The 18583-nt window shown below is 46.2% G+C and carries 20 protein-coding genes; 3 read left to right on the forward strand and 17 right to left on the reverse strand.

Going from position 1 to position 18583, the window contains the following annotated elements:
* Window positions 1–16: 16 nt before the first annotated feature.
* The 10 genes from MHI54_RS05685 to MHI54_RS05730 form a co-directional block, all read right to left on the reverse strand.
* Window positions 17–1069, reverse strand: coding sequence for a tetratricopeptide repeat protein (locus MHI54_RS05685; RefSeq protein ID WP_143594505.1), 1053 nt, complete (start codon window positions 1067–1069; stop codon window positions 17–19).
* 161 nt (window positions 1070–1230) lie between these two features.
* Window positions 1231–1800: an HAD family acid phosphatase gene (locus MHI54_RS05690; protein ID WP_340082589.1), complete on the reverse strand. Its 570-nt coding sequence runs from the start codon at window positions 1798–1800 to the stop codon at window positions 1231–1233.
* Entirely contained in the window at window positions 1797–2906 is a 1110-nt protein-coding gene (gene ribD, locus MHI54_RS05695; RefSeq protein ID WP_340082590.1) for a bifunctional diaminohydroxyphosphoribosylaminopyrimidine deaminase/5-amino-6-(5-phosphoribosylamino)uracil reductase RibD, read from the reverse strand. Before ribD ends, MHI54_RS05690 begins: the two co-directional genes overlap by 4 nt.
* Window positions 2899–3654 carry a GTP cyclohydrolase II gene (locus MHI54_RS05700; protein WP_095216880.1) on the reverse strand — a complete coding sequence of 252 codons (756 nt, stop codon included), beginning with the start codon at window positions 3652–3654 and terminating at the stop codon, window positions 2899–2901. The genes ribD and MHI54_RS05700 overlap by 8 nt, the downstream gene beginning before the upstream one ends.
* 247 nt (window positions 3655–3901) lie before the next feature.
* Window positions 3902–4372, reverse strand: coding sequence for a Cys-tRNA(Pro) deacylase (gene ybaK / locus MHI54_RS05705; RefSeq protein WP_340082592.1), 471 nt, complete (start codon window positions 4370–4372; stop codon window positions 3902–3904).
* Between the two features lie 27 nt (window positions 4373–4399).
* Window positions 4400–4807, reverse strand: coding sequence for a hypothetical protein (locus MHI54_RS05710; protein WP_095216882.1), 408 nt, complete (start codon window positions 4805–4807; stop codon window positions 4400–4402).
* Between the two features lies 1 nt (window position 4808).
* A complete protein-coding gene (locus MHI54_RS05715) occupies window positions 4809–5012 on the reverse strand; it encodes a helix-turn-helix transcriptional regulator (protein WP_095216908.1) in 204 nt (67 codons plus the stop codon).
* A 77-nt stretch (window positions 5013–5089) separates the two neighbouring features.
* Entirely contained in the window at window positions 5090–5605 is a 516-nt protein-coding gene (locus MHI54_RS05720; protein ID WP_095216883.1) for a DNA topology modulation protein, read from the reverse strand.
* A complete protein-coding gene (locus MHI54_RS05725) occupies window positions 5602–6063 on the reverse strand; it encodes a DUF523 domain-containing protein (RefSeq protein WP_095216884.1) in 462 nt (153 codons plus the stop codon). The genes MHI54_RS05720 and MHI54_RS05725 overlap by 4 nt, the downstream gene beginning before the upstream one ends.
* 158 nt (window positions 6064–6221) lie before the next feature.
* Window positions 6222–7652, reverse strand: coding sequence for a 4-hydroxyphenylacetate 3-hydroxylase N-terminal domain-containing protein (locus MHI54_RS05730; protein ID WP_340082595.1), 1431 nt, complete (start codon window positions 7650–7652; stop codon window positions 6222–6224).
* A 306-nt stretch (window positions 7653–7958) separates the two neighbouring features.
* Between MHI54_RS05730 and MHI54_RS05735 the strand changes: the two genes are divergently transcribed.
* The gene (locus MHI54_RS05735; protein ID WP_340082926.1) at window positions 7959–8918 is read left to right on the forward strand and encodes an L-lactate dehydrogenase; all 960 of its coding nucleotides are present in this window, start codon (window positions 7959–7961) and stop codon (window positions 8916–8918) included.
* A 239-nt stretch (window positions 8919–9157) separates the two neighbouring features.
* Here MHI54_RS05735 and MHI54_RS05740 read toward each other — a convergent pair whose 3' ends face one another.
* The 4 genes from MHI54_RS05740 to MHI54_RS05755 form a co-directional block, all read right to left on the reverse strand.
* Window positions 9158–9703 carry a hypothetical protein gene (locus MHI54_RS05740; protein WP_095216886.1) on the reverse strand — a complete coding sequence of 182 codons (546 nt, stop codon included), beginning with the start codon at window positions 9701–9703 and terminating at the stop codon, window positions 9158–9160.
* Between the two features lie 33 nt (window positions 9704–9736).
* Complete coding sequence (locus MHI54_RS05745) at window positions 9737–10414, reverse strand: DUF554 domain-containing protein (RefSeq protein WP_095216887.1); 678 nt, start codon at window positions 10412–10414, stop codon at window positions 9737–9739.
* Window positions 10415–10444: 30 nt separating this feature from the next.
* Window positions 10445–11407: a LacI family DNA-binding transcriptional regulator gene (locus tag MHI54_RS05750; protein ID WP_095216888.1), complete on the reverse strand. Its 963-nt coding sequence runs from the start codon at window positions 11405–11407 to the stop codon at window positions 10445–10447.
* 203 nt (window positions 11408–11610) lie between these two features.
* On the reverse strand, window positions 11611–12381 hold the full coding sequence (locus MHI54_RS05755; protein ID WP_095216889.1) for a TSUP family transporter: 771 nt from the start codon (window positions 12379–12381) through the stop codon (window positions 11611–11613).
* 270 nt (window positions 12382–12651) lie between these two features.
* On the opposite strand from MHI54_RS05755, the gene MHI54_RS05760 reads away from it, so the two are divergent.
* Window positions 12652–13566, forward strand: a complete 915-nt coding sequence (locus tag MHI54_RS05760; RefSeq protein WP_095216890.1) for an iron-hydroxamate ABC transporter substrate-binding protein — start codon at window positions 12652–12654, stop codon at window positions 13564–13566.
* A gap of 42 nt (window positions 13567–13608) precedes the next feature.
* Here MHI54_RS05760 and MHI54_RS05765 read toward each other — a convergent pair whose 3' ends face one another.
* From MHI54_RS05765 to MHI54_RS05775, 3 genes are all read right to left on the reverse strand, one after another.
* Window positions 13609–14448 carry a type II CAAX endopeptidase family protein gene (locus MHI54_RS05765; protein WP_340082597.1) on the reverse strand — a complete coding sequence of 280 codons (840 nt, stop codon included), beginning with the start codon at window positions 14446–14448 and terminating at the stop codon, window positions 13609–13611.
* A gap of 442 nt (window positions 14449–14890) precedes the next feature.
* A complete protein-coding gene (locus tag MHI54_RS05770) occupies window positions 14891–16552 on the reverse strand; it encodes a catalase (protein ID WP_095216892.1) in 1662 nt (553 codons plus the stop codon).
* A 326-nt stretch (window positions 16553–16878) separates the two neighbouring features.
* Window positions 16879–17250, reverse strand: a complete 372-nt coding sequence (locus tag MHI54_RS05775) for a helix-turn-helix domain-containing protein (RefSeq protein WP_095216893.1) — start codon at window positions 17248–17250, stop codon at window positions 16879–16881.
* A 142-nt stretch (window positions 17251–17392) separates the two neighbouring features.
* Here MHI54_RS05775 and MHI54_RS05780 point away from each other — a divergent pair, with 142 nt between their 5' ends.
* Window positions 17393–18559 carry an iron-containing alcohol dehydrogenase gene (locus tag MHI54_RS05780; protein ID WP_340082598.1) on the forward strand — a complete coding sequence of 389 codons (1167 nt, stop codon included), beginning with the start codon at window positions 17393–17395 and terminating at the stop codon, window positions 18557–18559.
* Window positions 18560–18583: the final 24 nt, after the last annotated feature.

Genomic DNA, 18583 nt, shown 5'->3' on the forward strand with positions numbered 1-18583 from the left:
ATCAAATGAAACAGCTTTACTGTATGGCAAGCCGATAATAATGATTTGCCTTCTCTTCTTCTCCTTTCAGCATGTAATATTCTGCCATGCGAAGGCTGTAATATTGCACACTGTCTTTCTCGCCAGTTGCTTCAAAATAGTCTATCCCCTGAGTCCATACTGCTTCAAAGCTGTCACGATCGACAAACTGCTTATGAAGCATAGCGAACGCCCACTGATAATGCACATCCCCCTCTTCCTTACTCTTGGCAAACCCCAGATGATAATAGTGCATGGCATCCTGGATGCGGTTAGCGCGGAAGCACGATTCTGTCAGATAGTAAAGACTCTTCATATAGTGCGTGCACGGATCGGAATGGACAGCTTTTTCGAAGTGGTTGACTGCTTCATCAAATAAATGCTGAACAAAACACAGCAATCCTAAGTTATGATGCACCATCGAGGTTAAATCCAGCGATGTTTCATGGGGTGCAGGCTGACAATCGAGCACCTCACGCAGATTACGTTCCGCTTGTTCGAAATTCCGTATCTCCATGTGATTCAATCCGAGCAGCAGCTTGCATTTAGCCAGATGCAGCTGTTGTTTATGAACTGCTGCAAAGCTCAGCGCTTTTGTTGTATGCAGTGCTGAAAGAGCTGGAATATAAGTCTGATAATACGCATTGGCCAGCTTATAGTAGAAATCCGCTTTCTCTTCTTCCTCCGTCATATAATTCTCTGCATACTCGTAATAGCGGATCGCTTCTTTCCATTTTTTCTTTTTAAAAAGAATCTGTCCTTTAAAATAATGATAAAAGTATGCATTCTGCCGAGACAATGAATGCCTCCGTGCTTCGAACTGCTCTAAAAGCTCCTCTGCAGTCCTCACTTCATTCCGCATTACCTGATAGCGTATATGCAGCAAATCTGCGGTAATTCGTTCTTCCTCCGATTCACTGGCATTTTTCATCGCATCGATTGTCTCTGCCAGAATCGCCGCTTCATTTTCTCTTTCCAGTTTCATCACATTATAGAAGTCATGAAGCAACTCCCCAAAAACCTTATCATCAACCGACAAAACCAGGCCCATGGTCACTTCTCCCCCCATTACAGATGCATCCTTATTTCATCATATTTTCCTGATCCTTTTTTATCAAAATTTTCTTTATATCTATTTCTCCATCGGTTGGGAATTTCCTCCTGTTTTGCAGAAAGCAAAAAAAGATTGACGGAATATCACCGTCAATCCTTTTATTTACTGCGTATAATTTTCTTGATTTCCGATAAATCGACTATTCTAGGCAGCGTTACAAGTCGATTATACGATTGATCTTTTACGAACACCTTTGTTGCGGATTCTTCAAGCAGCGTATGCAATACGTCTGGCTTATCGTCGAAATAATAATCAAGTCCCAATTCTTTGATGATATGCACCTTTTCTTGATCTTTCATACCGCAGAAGAACTGATTCTCCTTGACTGGAAAGCCTGTATCACGAAGCCAGTCCATCGTTCTTTCTCTATGCTCCTTCGGTCTGGAGGTAATATAGTAGATTTCATGACCGTCCTGCTCCAGTTCCTGCAATAGCTCGACTGCATCCGGAAACGGCGGGCACGCAGTATAATAGATTTCTTCCAAAGTGGCATTCCACATCTGGGAGCCTTGTTCATCTGTCAGCCCGAATGGTTCATGGATTTCGACTCGTTCCAGTTCATGAAATGCTTCGATTGGAATCTTTTGATTCAATTTCCTGTTATAAATATGGAAAGCATGCTCCCGCAAATTAATCAGTGTATCATCGATGTCAAAGCCGAATTTCATTGATTCTTTTCCCCTTTGTCATAGAGCGGATAGCCGATGAATTTGAAGTCTTGTCCGATTTTGATGATCTCCGTATCGGTCAGCTCCACTGCATCGGCCATCTTGGCAAAGCCCGTACCTTCCAGGAAAGTTGGTGCATCCTGTCCGCCGATTAATTTCGGGGCGAAGTAAAGGACGACTTTATCAATCAAGTGGTTTTCCAGGAAGGAGGCATGGATGCTCCCGCCTCCTTCAATCAAAACGGAAGAAACCAGCTGTTCACCCAATATCCCAGCCACTTCGTTTACGTCCACCCGGTTTGATCCGCTTGTCCGAAAGACTTTTATGCCTTGCGCCAGCAGCTCCTTCTCTTTTTCTTCATCCGCTTGCTGACTTGCGAAAATCCAAGTGTCAGCCAAGTTATCAGTGATCACCTTGGCATCCATCGGGATCCGCAAAGTGGAATCCAGGATGATCCGGATTGGATTCCGTCCATTCGGAATTCTGGCTGTCAGTTCCGGATCATCTTCTATAACCGTATTCACCCCGACAAGGATTGCCTTATTCTGACTGCGCAGCTGATGGACATCCTGTCTGGAAGCTGCCGATGTGATCCACTTGCTATCAAGCGTATGGCTAGCAATTTTACCGTCCAAGGTCGTGCCTGCTTTCAGCGTGATAAAAGGTTTCTTCTCGACGATGAACTTATTGAAAACCTCATTCATCCTGCGGGATTCTTCCTCGCGGACGCCGATGATCACCTCAATACCGGCTTCCTCAAGAATTTTCACACCGTTGCCAGCCACCAATGGATTCGGATCCAGCGCGGCAATGACTACTCTCTTTAATCCGGCCTCTTTGATAGCCACTGCACAAGGCCCCGTCCGACCATGGTGGGAACAAGGCTCGAGCGTGACATAAATCGTCCCGCCCCTCGCTTTCTCTCCCGCCATCCGAATGGCATGAATCTCGGCATGCGGTTCCCCGGCTTTCAGATGGGTACCGATACCGACAATGCGGTTGTCATTCACAATCACCGATCCTACCAGCGGATTCGGATCCGTTTGCCCTTTCATCGCCTTGGCGTTTTGCAAGGCCAAGTCCATATAGAAAGTGTGATCAGTCATTGCTGCAGATCTCCTCATCACCAAGGTGACCGGATCGGGCGATTTTCGTCTTCAGATATTTCTCGTTGAATTCCGATACATCCCCCCATAATGCCGACCGTCCGGAAAGCTCCATTCCTGCCTGCTCCATGGCAGCCAGCTTACGCGGGTTATTCGTCATGAGTGTAACAGGCTTCGTACGGAGTGTCTTCAGCACTTGAATCGCATCGGTATAATCCCGGGAATCATCCACAAAGCCAAGGCTTTCATTCGCTTCCACTGTATCATATCCATTTTCCTGAAGGATGTAAGCCATAGCTTTGCTGAATAAGCCTATTCCGCGTCCTTCATGATTTGCCAGGTAGAACAATGCACCTGTGCCATGCTCCACGATCCTCTGCATGGATTGCTTCAGCTGGAAGCCGCAGTCACAGCGCTTGCTGCCAAAAATATCGCCGGTATGGCAAATGGAATGCATCCGGATCAAAGCATCCTCGGCCTCGGCAAAATCTCCATACACCAATACACTGGACTGCTGCATTTCCGCCAGGTTCATGTCAGATAGCTTTTCGATGATTTTTTCATAGTCCTCGGCCACTTCATCGCAATTCAGCCAGCAGTACCATTGGAAAATGACTGTTTCCCCGTAAAGGTTCACAGGCAGTTTGATTGGTCCGACAAGATAAATCGCTCCTTCAGCTGTGGGTATAAGTTCAATTTTATCTTTTAAGATCGAAACGGCTTTCGATTCTAATTTCATATCTGTCATCCATCTTTCTCCTTTTTTATCAGTGTGTGTTAAATAACTGAATTTATGTAGGGCCCAGTTCCGCCCATCATCCTCTGGTCAAAAACAACTTCTTCCATCATAGTATGGCAAACAGCGTCTTGGAAGTAGGCACATATTGCTTATTCAGTATAAAAAAGATACCAGACTCTCTAGTCCTAACTATACACCGTCTGAGGAAAACGGAAAATAAAAAGGCTCCGCTTCTTGATGAAGCTGGAGCCTTACTCTATTGGCTGAGTGAAGTCAATTTATAAGGCAAGATCCTCCCCAGGTCCGTCAGGGTGATTTCTACCTGATAGCCTATTTTCCCGGCACTGAAAATGATGGTATGGAAATCCAAAGCACTTTCATCCACCACGGTATGGAAAACCTTCTTCATACCAATCGGTGAACAGCCTCCGTGTACATAGCCCGTAAGCGGCAGCAGCTCCTTTGCCGGGAGCATCCGGATCGATTTCTCCCCTACACTTGCCGCAGCTTGCTTCAAATCCAGCTCCTTGGGGACAGGGATGACAAATACATAGTGCCGACCCGATTTGCCGACCGTCACAAGTGTTTTGAACACCTGAGCCGGATCCTGTCCCAGCACCTCCGCCACTTCTGTTCCGCTGATGGCTCCTGTATCGGCATAGCTGTGCGATTCGTATGGTATTTTCCGTTGATCAAGCAAGCGCATGACATTGGTTTTATAATCCATGGATTGCATTCCTTTCTTCTTGGATGATCAGAACCTTTTCACGACAAATAATCCTGCTGTCATGAGAAAGGCAATCACTCCTCCGTATACGGCAAGCCACCCGAGCTCGATCGTATTGCAGCCTACCCCAATAAGTACGAGCAACAGACTCCCTGACAGAAATGATATAACGAAGAAGGCAGCCAGCAGATAATCTTTCATCATCCGGAAGGTGCGTTCATCCATATCAGGCTCTCGCCGCTTACGCTTGAACCAGCTGAGCATCATTGGCAGGCCAATTCCCCCGATGACTCCTGCCAGGATGATGAAGAGCAAGCCATTTCCCGATGGAAGCTGTTCCTCCGCGAGCTCCCATCCAAGCCATAAGCCCGCGAAACAGCAAAGCGTGATAAAAACATAGATCAGCAATTCGTAGCGTTTCTTCATCTTTCGCATCCTACTCCTCCTCCAGATAAAAAAGCTGTTCCATAGGCACATCAAAGTATGCAAGCATGCGAAGAGCAAGCTCCAAACTGGGATTATACTTCCCTTTTTCGATCGCATTGATCGTTTGACGGGTAATAGCCAAATCCTCTGCCATTTTCACTTGTGTAATCGATCGTTCCTGCCGTAGCTCTTTTACTCGGTTATTTACTTTCATCTGCAACCTGCCCATCCATGTGTAAAGGTACCTTTACACACAAGATATACCAAAAAAGACCAGATGTAAAGGATGCTTTACATCTGGTCTTTCATTTTATCTAAAAATGCCTTTACTTCCCGACTGCTTCTCAATTGGACGATCTGCTTGTCCTGTTCCAGTTGCGAAAGCTTATCCAGCAGACCCTGGCGTTTGTTCGCGGGAAATTCCCATACCCATTTCAGGAATTGGATATCAATTTTTTCCTTGCATCCTTCCTGCATATCAGGCCGCGAACGATTATGATACATCAGCCGTCTTTTCAGGACACGGTACAAACATAGGCATCGCGGCATATCCAGGAAAATGATCATATCAGCTGGTTTCAGCCGGATATCCAAGGTGCTGTCATAATTGCCATCGATGATCCAACCATCCTTTTTAACGAGCTGGGATTGAATCTCCCCCTGTTCTTCCTTGGAAGCGAGGATCCAATTCGGTTTCCAAAGTATCGCGTCCAAATGCCATACATCCAGATGCATTATCCGGCCGAGCATCCTAGCCAAAGTAGACTTCCCCGATCCAGGTGAACCGACTATGGCAATTTTGTTCATCCTCCCATTTCCTGCTCAAGCTCCGCTTCGGAAATGACACGGATGCCTGCTCTTCTGAACATGGAGGTTGTCACCCCTGCTCCCGCTTGCTTTTGCCCCTGGAAAGTACCATCGTAAATGACGGAGCTGCCGCATGACGGACTGTTTTCCTTTAATACGACCAGCTCCACCTTTTGCTCTTTGGCGATGGCTAAAGAGCGCGCTGCACCTTCTATGTACATATCGGTGACATCTGCACCCGACAGCTCGATGACTTTTGCTTTTCCATCCAAGACATCATACCCATTCCCGCCGATGATTTCAGCTGGTTCCCTTGGCGTCATAAAGCCGCCTAGCAATTCAGGGCATACGCTGATTGCTTTCTTCTGGGCAATCAGCTGTCCCACCATTGTATCCGTCGCAGGTGATCCATCATAGCGGACAGGCTTCCCTGCCAAACATGCACTTACCATTATCATAGCGATTCCCCCCTTATGCTTCTGGTTTTGCTGCACCTGTTAGTTCAAGACTGGCGCTATCCTTGCATCTCATCCCTCATTTTATCAAAGAATCTTCGGCATGATGGAAGAATCCTTTGACATAGAAAAGAGGCCTCATCCTGAGGATGAAGCCTCTTTCATGACAGCAAATCATCTACCTTCTCTTTATATGGCCGGAAGTCGATTGAACCGTAAAATTGGCTGATCAGCCGAACAGGATCTCCAAAAAAGAAATATTCATATAAGGTCTCCCTTGTGCCGAAGGAGGACATGGCAAAATCCCAAGCCACCCGGAACAGCTGCACGCGATCCTTCCCCGGTTTCGTCGCACCCTGCAGATAATGGTTCAATTCCATTCCTTTATCCGATTTGAACACCTGCACCGGCGGGATGCTCATCAGTCCGCTCGCCCCCAGCTGTTGGATCATCGGCGCAATCTCCATATATTTTCGGGCAAATATATTGGAAGCCACCTGGAGCGGCTTCAAATCCGGACAACATGCACCCCAACGATCAGGGGCAGCTCCTGCCTCCGCCTGCTGCAGCAGTGATTGAAGGACCTCCGATAGGATGAACAGCTTTGCTGCCTTCTCCCGCACATGATCATATTCCGCGATATTGATTTCCTCTATCAAGGATTGGATGAGGCCGATGATGAAATCAAGCTTTGCAATCCGCCGGATCAGCACCTGGTGTAAACCAAAGGGGGCGAAACTGCTCTCATTCTTGAAGCTGTTTGCCACTGCGACATTATCATAGTAGAAAATCCGCTCCCAAGGTATCAGGACTTTGTCAAACAGCACAATTGTATCCATCTCTTCATATCGGGCACTGAGCGGATGATCAGTTTTGCTTTTCCCGCCAGTGAAGGACTCCCGCGCTACGAAGGTCAGGCCCTCTGTATTACTCGGAATGGCAAATGCATAACACCTATCCTGCTCGAAGCCTGCGGAAGACATCACGACAAGCTCATCCGTAATGCCGCCTTGAGTGGCCAACAGCTTCGCCCCATGGATAATGATCCCTTCCGCATTGCGCCCGACGACTTTTGCGGCAATCGGATCGTCTTTCTGTTCAAAATAAAATCCCCCTCTGTTCACCTGGGGATCGATGAATGTATGTGTCATGGTCAGATCATGCTCTCGTACATATTCATAATAGCTTCGCAAATGAGCAGGGAAGCAATTTTCCTTCCCTTCCAATAACGAAGCGGAAGAAGCCAGCGCCATCAGGACTGTATTCATATAATCCGGGCTCCGTCCGATCATCCCGTGTGTCTTCTCCGCCCAGCACCTGATCATGCCGCTTCGCCGTGCCAAATCGCTGCTTGTTTCAGGCTTTAGAAAAGAAAGCCCATAAATCTCTCCGGAATCACGATCGGTATATGTCAGCTTATCAGCATATGCAGCATCATGCTGTAAATCATACAACCCCGCTTGTGTGCACATTACTCCTCGGAATGCAGCATGCTTGGAAAGAGGCTTATTGATGATCGTTTTGCCGCTAAGGACTTTATTGCCCATTGCATCGATTCCAGCAAGATAGTCCTCTCCAGTTCTCACAGCCATGCATTTCACCTCCGGCATTTTGTTACCCCGATTGGATGACCTGTTGTTCCCCTGCAGATACTAAAACATCATTCTCCCTTCCCTTTCTCTATCATTGTGCGCGCTGCCGCAAAGAAGACGATCAAAATGAAGATCCCGAAAGCAAACAGTATCGTAAACATGCGAAACCCTCCTCAACGAAGAATATTCCAAACGTTCACAAATTATTCAAAGCAAAGGTCTTGATAAAGTTTGTGAAGTATCGCACAATATAAATATAAAGAATGTGAAGTTATTCACATATTATAAATCTTATCAAAGGTGATGATCTACATGGAAAGAATCAATAAAGTAGCTTTAGTCGGTGCGGGATTCGTAGGAAGCAGTTATGCGTTCGCACTGCTCAATCAGAATATCGTGGATGAACTGGTGATTATTGATTTGAATGAGAATAAGGCGATGGGCGATGCAATGGATCTGAATCACGGTCAAGCATTTGCCCCTCGCCCGACAAAAATCAGCTATGGCACATATGCTGACTGCCAAGATGCCGATATCGTCTGCATCACAGCCGGTGCCAATCAAAAGCCCGGGGAAACAAGACTTGATCTGGTCAGCAAAAATGTCAAGATCTTCAAAGGTATTGTCGACGAAGTCATGGCTAGCGGCTTTGACGGTATCTTCCTGATTGCAACCAACCCAGTCGATGTGCTGACACATGCTGTCTGGAAATTCAGCGGTCTGCCAAAGGAACGTGTCATCGGAAGCGGTACGACACTCGACTCCAGCCGCCTTCGCTTCATGCTTGGCGAATACTTCGGAGTTGCTCCGCATGACGTACAGGCATATATGATTGGTGAACACGGCGATACCGAACTGCCTGTTTGGAGCCAAGCGACTATCGGGGGTGTGCCGCTTGCAGCGATGATGCAGACAGACAGCAGCTATAAGCAAGAAGATTTAGATGAGATCTATGTAAATGTCCGGGATGCAGCCTATCAAGTGATCGAGAAAAAAGGCGCAACTTACTATGGCATCGCCATGAGCCTCGCCCGCATCACACAGGCGATCCTCGGGGATGAAAAAGCAATATTGCCAGTAACCGCACATCTCGATGGAGAATATGGGGAGAAAGATGTCTACATCGGAGTTCCGAGCATTGTTGGCCGCAAAGGGGCACAGCAGGTCCTTGAGCTGCCTTTGGACGAGAAGGAGAAAGAACAGTTCAAGCATAGTGCCGGCGTCCTTCGAAATATCGCGGAATCTGCCTTTCAGACTGTGAACTGACCCAATTCCAACAGGAGGATGAAAATCATCCTTCCCATGGCAGGTTCAATTTCAACGTTTCAGATATAGAATCCTTATGGGACGAATTGAAAGAGGAAGTACATGTAATAGAAGAATTATTCTCCACTCCCTGGGGAAGCAAAAAATTTACGATCGCTGATTTAGACGGGAATGAATTGGGGTTCGTGGAGGAAAAGAATAGTTAAAAAGCCTGTCAGCAGCTGCTGACAGGCTTTTTGTCATTTCCAAATCCGACTGTATTTTTTCCTATACTTCTCATCTTCTACCGTCTGGATCAATTCCAGCGCCGTCTGTCTGATTCCTTCATCACCAAGCTGATCGTACAAATGCTTCATATTCTGGATGATATCGAATCGGATCAACGTATGATTCTTTTCATTTCTACCATTTACAAAGCGGTCTGCCATGCAGGACATGACTTTCCCTTTTAGGACATCATCGGCAAGCCCGACTTTCCAGATGGCTTGCAGACTATGCCTGGCGGTGACAAACTTCTCATCCTTCGTCACTTCCCAGAGCTTTGGCAGGTCAGTGAGCATTCTTTTTTCTGGATCGCTTTTCGCTAGATTGGCTAGATATTGAGCTGATCTGGATCGCTGATGATTATCTTTGTCCCTTAAACCTTCCAGCAAATCATCCCAGACCTCATATGCCCAGTCTACCTGTTTCCCTGTGGTTTGCAGGATATACAGATATGCTTCATAGCTTTCCTGCTTGTCCTTGGACCTGGATCTAAGAAATGCTTCTTTAATTCGGTCATCCATGTGCTTCCTCCTTATCTGCTTCATCCATACGATTCAGAATAACTTCAAAATCAAAAAGAACACGGGCGGGACAAGCAGCGCAGGCAGGAAGTTCATGGTCTTGAATTTCTTGATCCCTAGGATGCTCAATCCAGAAGCCATGATCAGCACGCCGCCCACGATGCTCACTTCATTCAGCAAATCGATATTCACGGTGCTTTCCAATGCCTTTGCCACCATATAAATCGATCCTTGCCATACAAAGAGAACACCAGCGGATATCGCTATCCCGAATCCGAAGGTGGAAGCAAGGACGAGTGAGGTTACGAAATCCAGCATGCCATTGGCCATCAAATAGGAATAATCCTTATGCAGCGCCGCTTCAACCGGTCCCAATATGGAAAGAGATCCAATACAGAACAGGAGGATGGCTGTGGATAGTCCTTCTGCCAAATTTGACTTGGAAAATTTCTTTACGAGATGGTTGAATCTTGCGTCCAAATCCAGACTTTCCCCGAGAATTGCTCCAATTGCCAAGCTGACGATGAAAAGAACGGAATACTTACTGGCCGGCAAATGCTCCACGATTGCGTTGGCCCCTAATGCCAGAGCCGCCAATCCCATGGCTTGGAGCAGGATTGTTTGATATCTATCCTTCATTCCCTTCTTGAATACGGTCCCAAGTGTACTTCCTATGATGATCATTGCTACATTGAATAATGTCCCAAACATAAACTATCCTCCAAAACTGCAGTTGACTCTTTACTGCACTGTCTCACGTTTTCTCAGTGTGGCGCGGAATACTTTATCTTTTGATTCCTTTTCCACTGCCTGCTTGAACAAATGCTCACCCATCTCCTCAAGCGGTATATGCATGCTTGTGATTCCCATCATTTGTGCCATCGGATGGTCATCAAAACCGATGATGGCCAGCTTTTCCGGTATATGCATGCCAACTCTGCCGGCGCAGGTCATCACGCCTGCGGCGACTTGATCATTCGTTATGATGAGTGCGGATGGCGGATCCTCCAAGCGCCGGATCTGATTTACCAGTCTTTTTCCATCCTCGAAATATAACATCTTATCAAACACATAATCCAATCGGTATGGCAGCCCCTTCGCTGCAAGGAAATCCCGATAAGCCGCTGCTCGCTCCTTACTGCTCGTCCCGCCGAGCCTGCTGACAGAGTAACCTATTTTCCGATGTCCCGACTCATACAAATAGGCGAGTGCATCTTGAAAAGCCTGATAATGATCGATGTAAGCAGAAGAAAGTGTATCTCCATTCGCTTTTTCGCCTACAACAATCGGTCCATATTGCGTGTAAGATGTAATCAAGTCCAAATCACAACTCCGGGAGCAGATGATCAGTGCATCTATTTGTTTTTGCCGCAGCATGTGCAGGGCTTCCTTTTCCCTCTTTTCCTGGTAATCCGTCTGAATCAATACAAGTTTATAATTATGCTTGAATGCTTGCTTCGCTATTCCCTTCAATAGCTGCCCAAAATAAGGGTGATCCGAAAAAGGCAGTACGACACCGATCAGCTGCGTCTTGCCTGTTTTCAGATGTACGGCATTCACGTTTTTCTCATACTTGGTCTGCTTGATCGCTTCCAGCACTGCCTTCCGTTTCCCCTCACTCACATAAGGGTGATCATTGAGCACGCGGGATACAGTCGTCACCGAAACACCAGCCAATTTGGCTAAATCCTTAATCGTCGCCATACGCTCTCCTTTATTCCACAGCTTTATCCTTGATAACAGTATAACGCTTACTCATTTCAAAAAAAACTTGACCTGATATCGTTTTCAGCACGTAACCTATGAATATGGGTACCGGGCATCGGAGCGTGATCCGTTCTGGCGGAGCGTGATCTGGTACCGGTACTTTTCCTCGATCAAAAAAGGCCGTACCGGCCTTTTTACTTTTACATGAGCTCCTTTATGTAATCATATACATTCTTCACAATCAGCACTGTCGTTACGACGATGAACAGGATCCGCACATAGCCGCTCCCCCGCTTGATGGCAAAACGCGAACCAGCGATGGAGCCGAAAATTCCGGATATTCCCATGATCAGCCCGACTGCATAGTGTACTTGCCCTAAAATGATAAAGAGGATGAGTGCTGCGATGTTGCTGCCGAAGTTCAGCAGCTTAGCGTTACCGGCTGCGTGCAAGAAGTCATAGCCTATGAATAGGAACGCAAACATGAGGAATGAGCCTGTGCCCGGTCCGAGAAACCCGTCATAAAAACCAATAAGCGCAAGGACAGCCGCGAAGATGAGCAGCCTTTTTGCCGTCAAGCGCTTAAAGGTCGAGACACTGCCCCAATCCTTTTTTATGATGGTATAAATCGCCACGGCAATCAGCATGACCAGCATAAGCGGCTTGAACAGTGACGGATCGATGATATGGACGGTCCAGGCGCCGAGCAGCGAGCCAATGAACGATAAAGGAAAATACTTCATGACCGATTTCAGTTCAAGATTGCCTGACCGATAGAACATAAGCGTGCTTGTAAATGACCCCATCGTCCCGGCCAATTTATTTGTCGCCACTGCAGCAGCAGGATTCAAGCCTGCAAACAGCAGCGCCGGGATGGTGATCAGCCCTCCCCCTCCCACTACAGAATCAATGAATGCGGCAAGAAATCCGAAAAGAGCGATGATTAAGATTGTGTCCAATTCCAATTGCATGAAGTCATTCCTGCCCTTTCTTTAAAAGATTTTATCAACCTCCTTATCTTAACATAAGGAAAATAGATGCAAGCAGTCCATTCTGAACCTCTGCTGCATGATGCCTGACGATATGCAGCTCACTTCTTCACATAGCATCCATCAATTACTCTTTATGCTTCAAAATACATTGACATTATGCTGATTTCATTCTACTATTTACCTAATTGATATTGATTATCATTATCAAAATTTCGGTGATTCAAACCATAAAGAAGGCGGGTAAATGAAATGAAAAAAGCAATGATTGCATGTATTGGGCTCTTTTTACTTTTGCTGAGTGCATGTGGAACTTCAGAGGAATCCACAGCGGACGGAAGTGAGAAAGAGACAAAAGAGACTTTTACTTACGAATCCGAAACAGGTCCGGTTGAAGTTCCTACCGATCCGCAAAGAGTCGTGGTCTTGGCATCTTATGCTGGTGATGTACTTTCCCTTGGTGTCAATATCGTCGGTGTCGATGAATGGGCCAAGAGCAGCCCTGTGCTTGCCGATGGATTAAAAGATGCTGAAACTGTATCGGAAGACGATGTGGAAAAGATCCTTGAGCTTAAGCCTGATCTGATCATCGCAGCTGATACAACAAAGAATCTGGACAAGTTTAAAGAAATTGCACCTACTGTCACATATACATATAACAAGGTCGATTACCTGACACAGCACGTCGAAATCGGGAAACTGCTGAATAAGGAAGAGGAAGCACAGCAATGGGTGGATGACTTCAAGGAACGTGCCAAGGCTGCAGGCGATGAAATCAAAGCCAAAATCGGGGAAGATGCCACTGTCACTGTAATGGAGAGCTATGACAAAGGGATGGGCGTGCTTGGCGACAGCTGGGGGCGCGGTACGGAAGTCCTTTATCAAGCGATGGGCCTTGCAATGCCTGATAAAGTAAAGGAAATGACTGAAAAAGAGGGATATATGATGATTTCCCCGGAAGTGCTGTCTGATTATGTCGGTGATTATCTTGTCATCAGTGAATACAGCGACCAGGATAATTCCTACCAGGATACAGAACTCTTCAAAGAAATACCTGCTGTCAAGGAAGGTCATGTTTTGACTGCGGATGCAAATGCCTTCCTGTTCAATGATGCATTGACCTTGGATTACCAGCTGGACTTCTTCAAAGAGCAATTCTTGAAGTAAGTGCTGGATGATGGGAAGACGCAGCCGAAAAAGGAGCTTGGATCATCCAAGCTCCTTTTTATTTGCAATGAATCTTGATTCATATGATGTTGCATTGGATTTACTTTTATTCACGATCAATAAATAGCCAATGAAGATGACATGGACGATTGAAACAATGATACTGCCTTCCATTTTATATATGCCGCCTGATAATAATTGATTTCCTTGAAAGGAACTGTTCAAGAGATTTGGATAATCACTCGCCAATGATACACCGCCAAGTACAATCGCTCCAATCGTATTCCAAGTAAAGTGGGCTATTATGGGGGCTGTAATCGTACCTGTATATTCTAAAAGCAATGTAGCAAATATACTCATCGAAACGACATTGAATACTGCGATCATACCTGCTTCAAAAGCTCCGCCGTGCATCACTGTAAATAAGATGGTAGTAAAAACAGCTGCCGCAGCTGCATTATATTTTTGCTTCCATAACTGATATAGATAACCTCTCATCAGCAATTCCTGCATAGCAGCATTCAATAGGGAGGCCAGAATCCAAACCCAGATAAAATCAATATGGCTGTGACCTGTTATATGCATTGTTTTTGTAAGGAATAGGATCGCTGCCACACTCCCCAGCCATAGGATACCTGCTGCCATGCCGATCAGTGAATTTTTAAAGAATCCGTAAGTTATCGGAATCCGTATTTTCCCCTTTTCTATGATAAGAACAAAGAAAACAGAAAATAAAGCAACTACCGCAAAAGGGGAAAACTCCCACCATAATCTCAAAAATGCTGGATTATTCGTTTGTATATCGGGCGTAAAAGAAATGATAATCGCCCATCCGATAAAAAAGATGATCGTTTTCAAACATGTAGTCAGTAACTTTTTCATGACGCTGTCCTCTCTAATCTAGTCCCCAATCAAGATGGATAATAAGAACCCTGCCCCGCTAAAAATGGCTCACTGAAAGTTTAGTGAACTACCATTAAAATTATATAATATTTTCCAGCGTCTTCCTTATAGTATTTCTCTATGGCCCGGATGTCCGGCAGCAGACAAAAAAGCCCAAATCATAAACGATTTGAGCTTGGCACATCATACTTTCGCTTTATCCTTGGCGAGTTCGAAAGTCAGCTGTTCAGGCCTGCTTCTATGGCCAGCTTTCGGATCAGCATTCAAGAAGTTCTTCAACAGCTATACAAAACCAATCAATGTCGCAATGTGTTTACTGCTTGTATATTCAGCACTCTCCATTCTGTGAGATACTAAAAAGAAGAGCGCCGGAAAGTCAGGGTCACTGGCCTTCCGGCACTCCTCTTTTTTCCTATATGACTCAGTAAGGATCCGTTTCGCGGCTTTTCTTCACAGCCTCATCTGTTGCTTCGTTGGCTGCTATTGTACCTTGACCCATACCTTGACCGAATTTTGACTGACCTGCTTCACGGCCTGGAACTTGGTTGTCCATTTTTGCTTCCTGGGCTTCTTTCATTACTTTTTCGATACCTTCCTTCACACGGCGGCCATATTCTTCATCGGCTTGTGTGAAGTGATGGATCATCGCATCCTGGATTCGTTTATCGCATATCGCAAGCGCTTCGGAAAGGTTCTTGATCAATTCATCGCGCTCCCAATCTTCGAAACTCCGGTATGTGTGACCAGCTTGTCCATAATTGTTGGGGCGGTCGATCGGTGCAGACATCGCCGCAGCATTATACGTCGGCTGATGCGGCTTGCGATTCCCTTTACCTTCCTCCTGATATCCCCCGACCATGGATGGCTCATAGTTGATCGATGGATTTTCCCCAGACTCTTTCGGATCACGTGTATCCATTTGACCGCGGTGCTGGTTAGTGCGGACAGGCGCTTTAGGTGCATTGACAGGCAACTGCAGATAGTTCGCCCCTACACGGTAGCGCTGTGTATCCGAATAAGAGAAGGTACGTCCCTGGAGCATTTTATCATCCGAGAAGTCCATCCCATCAACAAGAACACCAGTACCAAAGGCTGCTTGCTCAATTTCCGCATGGTAATCGACTGGATTGCGATTAAGGACCATTTTCCCGACCGGCAGCCATGGGAACTTATCCTCCGGCCATAGTTTAGTATCGTCAAGCGGATCAAAATCCAATTCCGGATGATAACCGTCTTCCATGATCTGCACATATAGTTCCCATTCAGGGTACTCTCCCCGTTCAATTGCCTCGTACAAATCCTGGGTAGCATGGCCGACGGTTTTCGCTTGGATTTTCCTTGCTTCTTCTGTTGTCAGATTGCGAATACCTTGCTTCGGCTCCCAGTGATACTTGACCAATACAGCTTCGCCTTTATCATTTACCCATTTATAGGTGTTTACGCCGGAACCTTGCATATGGCGATAGGTAGCCGGGATACCCCATGGAGAGAATAGGAATGTAATCATATGGGTTGCTTCGGGACTGCGGGATACAAAGTCGAACATGCGGGCTGGATTCGGAACGTTTGAAGCTGGATCTGCTTTGAACGCATGAATCATATCAGGGAATTTCATTGCGTCACGGATAAAGAAGATCTTAAGGTTGTTCCCGACCAGATCCCAGTTCCCATCCTCTGTATACATTTTCACGGCAAAGCCGCGCGGATCCCGATCCGTTTCAGGTGAATCCTTCGCCCCTGCCACTGTGGAGAAGCGGACCATCAAAGGCGTTTTTTTACCAGCACCGGAAAACACTTTTGCGCGCGTATACTTCTCTACCGGTTCATCCCCTACTTTTCCGTATGTTTCAAAATAGCCGAATGCTCCCGTTCCCCGTGCATGTACGACACGCTCTGGTACTTCTTCCCGGTCAAAGTGGGAAATCTTCTCGATGAAATGGTAGTTCTCCAATGTTGCCGGACCGCGATCGCCTATTGTACGGATATTCTGGTTATCCAAGACAGGATGCCCCTGGCGTGTTGTCAAGGTATCGCGTTTTACGTCTTGTTCATTTGAGGAATTCACATCTTTGTTCTCTGCCAAAATAAAAACCTCCTTAAAGTATTCAGTCTTATCTTTCCTGAAAAATGACATTTCAAACTAAAATAAGTATGCCACCTTCAATAATCAATATCATTTCACATTGATTACCATAAAATTGAATTTAGTTTAAATCCTAAGAAAAATTCATGCGAATAATTGACTCCTAATGGAATCCTTCCCTGATGGAACCGATCTTAAGCGTTTTTTTACGGATTATTTTTCTTATCTAACCCCTCCCTTCTTCCATAATGGCGACAAATGAAAAATACCCATTCCGCCGCTGGCGGAATGGGTATTTCTCGTATGGAAGCCGAAAGGAGCTTTATTTACTTGAATGCAGAATCGCTCACCAGTACATCCGTATCCTTCAGGACAGTGCTTGCATAGTTCTTTCCCCACTCATACATCGCATCAAGTATCGGCAGCAAGGAAAGGCCTTCTTCGGTCAGGGAATATTCAACTTTTGGCGGGACGACCGGATACACTTCCCTATGTACAATTTTATCGTCCTCCAATTCCCGAAGCTGGGAAACGAGCATGCGCTGCGTAATACCCGGAATCAGTCCCTTCAATTCATTGAAGCGTTTCGTTCCTTCCTTGCCCAAATGCCACATGATCAGCATTTTCCACTTCCCGCCGATGATGGACAGCGTCAGTTCCTTCTCACAATTGAATTTTTGTTTCTCTAAACGACTCATCCGCCATTCCTCCTTACAGTATACTATTCGTCACTATGTAAGAAAAAAGTGCGTACTTACATAGAAAAAGTATAATTCCTATAATGAAAGTTGCAAAGGATAACCTATTTGGTTATACCACTCAACCTAGGAGGGATATCACTTGAACAGATTCACCATACCCCGGGATATTTACTTTGGCGAAGGTGCCTTGAAGGTTCTGGAAAGCATCGAAGGAAACAAAGCCATGCTCGTCATTGGCGGGGGTTCCGTCAGAAAAAGCGGCGTGCTGGACCGTGTCCAGGCCCATCTTGCAAAAGCCGGCATCCAGACAGAAATAACAGAAGGCATCCGGGAGGAACCTACAACTGATAAAATCAATGAAGCATTGGAAGCCTTCCGGGAATTCAATCCTGACTGGATCATCGGTATCGGCGGCGGTTCCGTCATGGATGCAGCCAAAGCGATGTGGGTGTTTTATGAGCACCCTGGATTATCATTTGAAGATGCCGCCAAACCATTCGAATTGCCAGCATTGCGCTCCAAGGCCAAGTTCATCGGTATTCCTACAACAAGCGGCAGCGCATCGGAAATTTCGAACCTTTCTGTCGTGACTGATTCCAAAACAAACATCAAATATCCATTGGCCGACTTTGAACTTACGCCGGACATCGCCATCATCGATCCGATTACCATTTTCGACATGCCCAAAAACATCACTGCCTTCACTGGCATGGATGCTGTGACGCATTGCATCGAATCCTATGTTGCCAAGCCAAGAACTGTATTCACGGATTCCCTGGCAATCGAAGGGGCAGAGATTCTCCGTAATCACCTGATTCCATCTTATAATGGCGAGCGCATCTCCCGTGAGCAAGTCCATTATGCTCAAGCAATGGCTGGGATGGCATTCGCCAATGCCGTACTTGGCAATGTCCATAGTATGGCCCATAAAAGCGGTCCCACTTTCGGAATCGCCCATGGATTGGCGAATGCAATCTATTTGCCGTATGTCATCCAATTCAATCGGACTGTCTCCGAGGAAAGATACGCTGTCCTGGCCCGCCGCCTGCAGCTAAGCGGTGATAATGATTCCGAACTGACGGATTCCCTGATCGAATGGATACGTGATCTGAATCGACAAATGGATATTCCATTGAATTTGCGTGACTTCGGCGTCAGCGAAGCGTTATTCAATGCCCACGTGGAGGAGATGGCTGCCAATGCAGTTACAGATCCATGTACCGGAACCAACCCGCGCGAAACTTCAGCAGAACAAATGAAACAGCTGTATATTGCCGCGTTCGAAGGAAAAGACGTAGATTTCTAAACCTAAAATAACACCTGGAGGGAT

This window comes from Terribacillus sp. FSL K6-0262 (assembly GCF_037977385.1).
GTDB lineage: Bacteria > Bacillota > Bacilli > Bacillales > Amphibacillaceae > Terribacillus.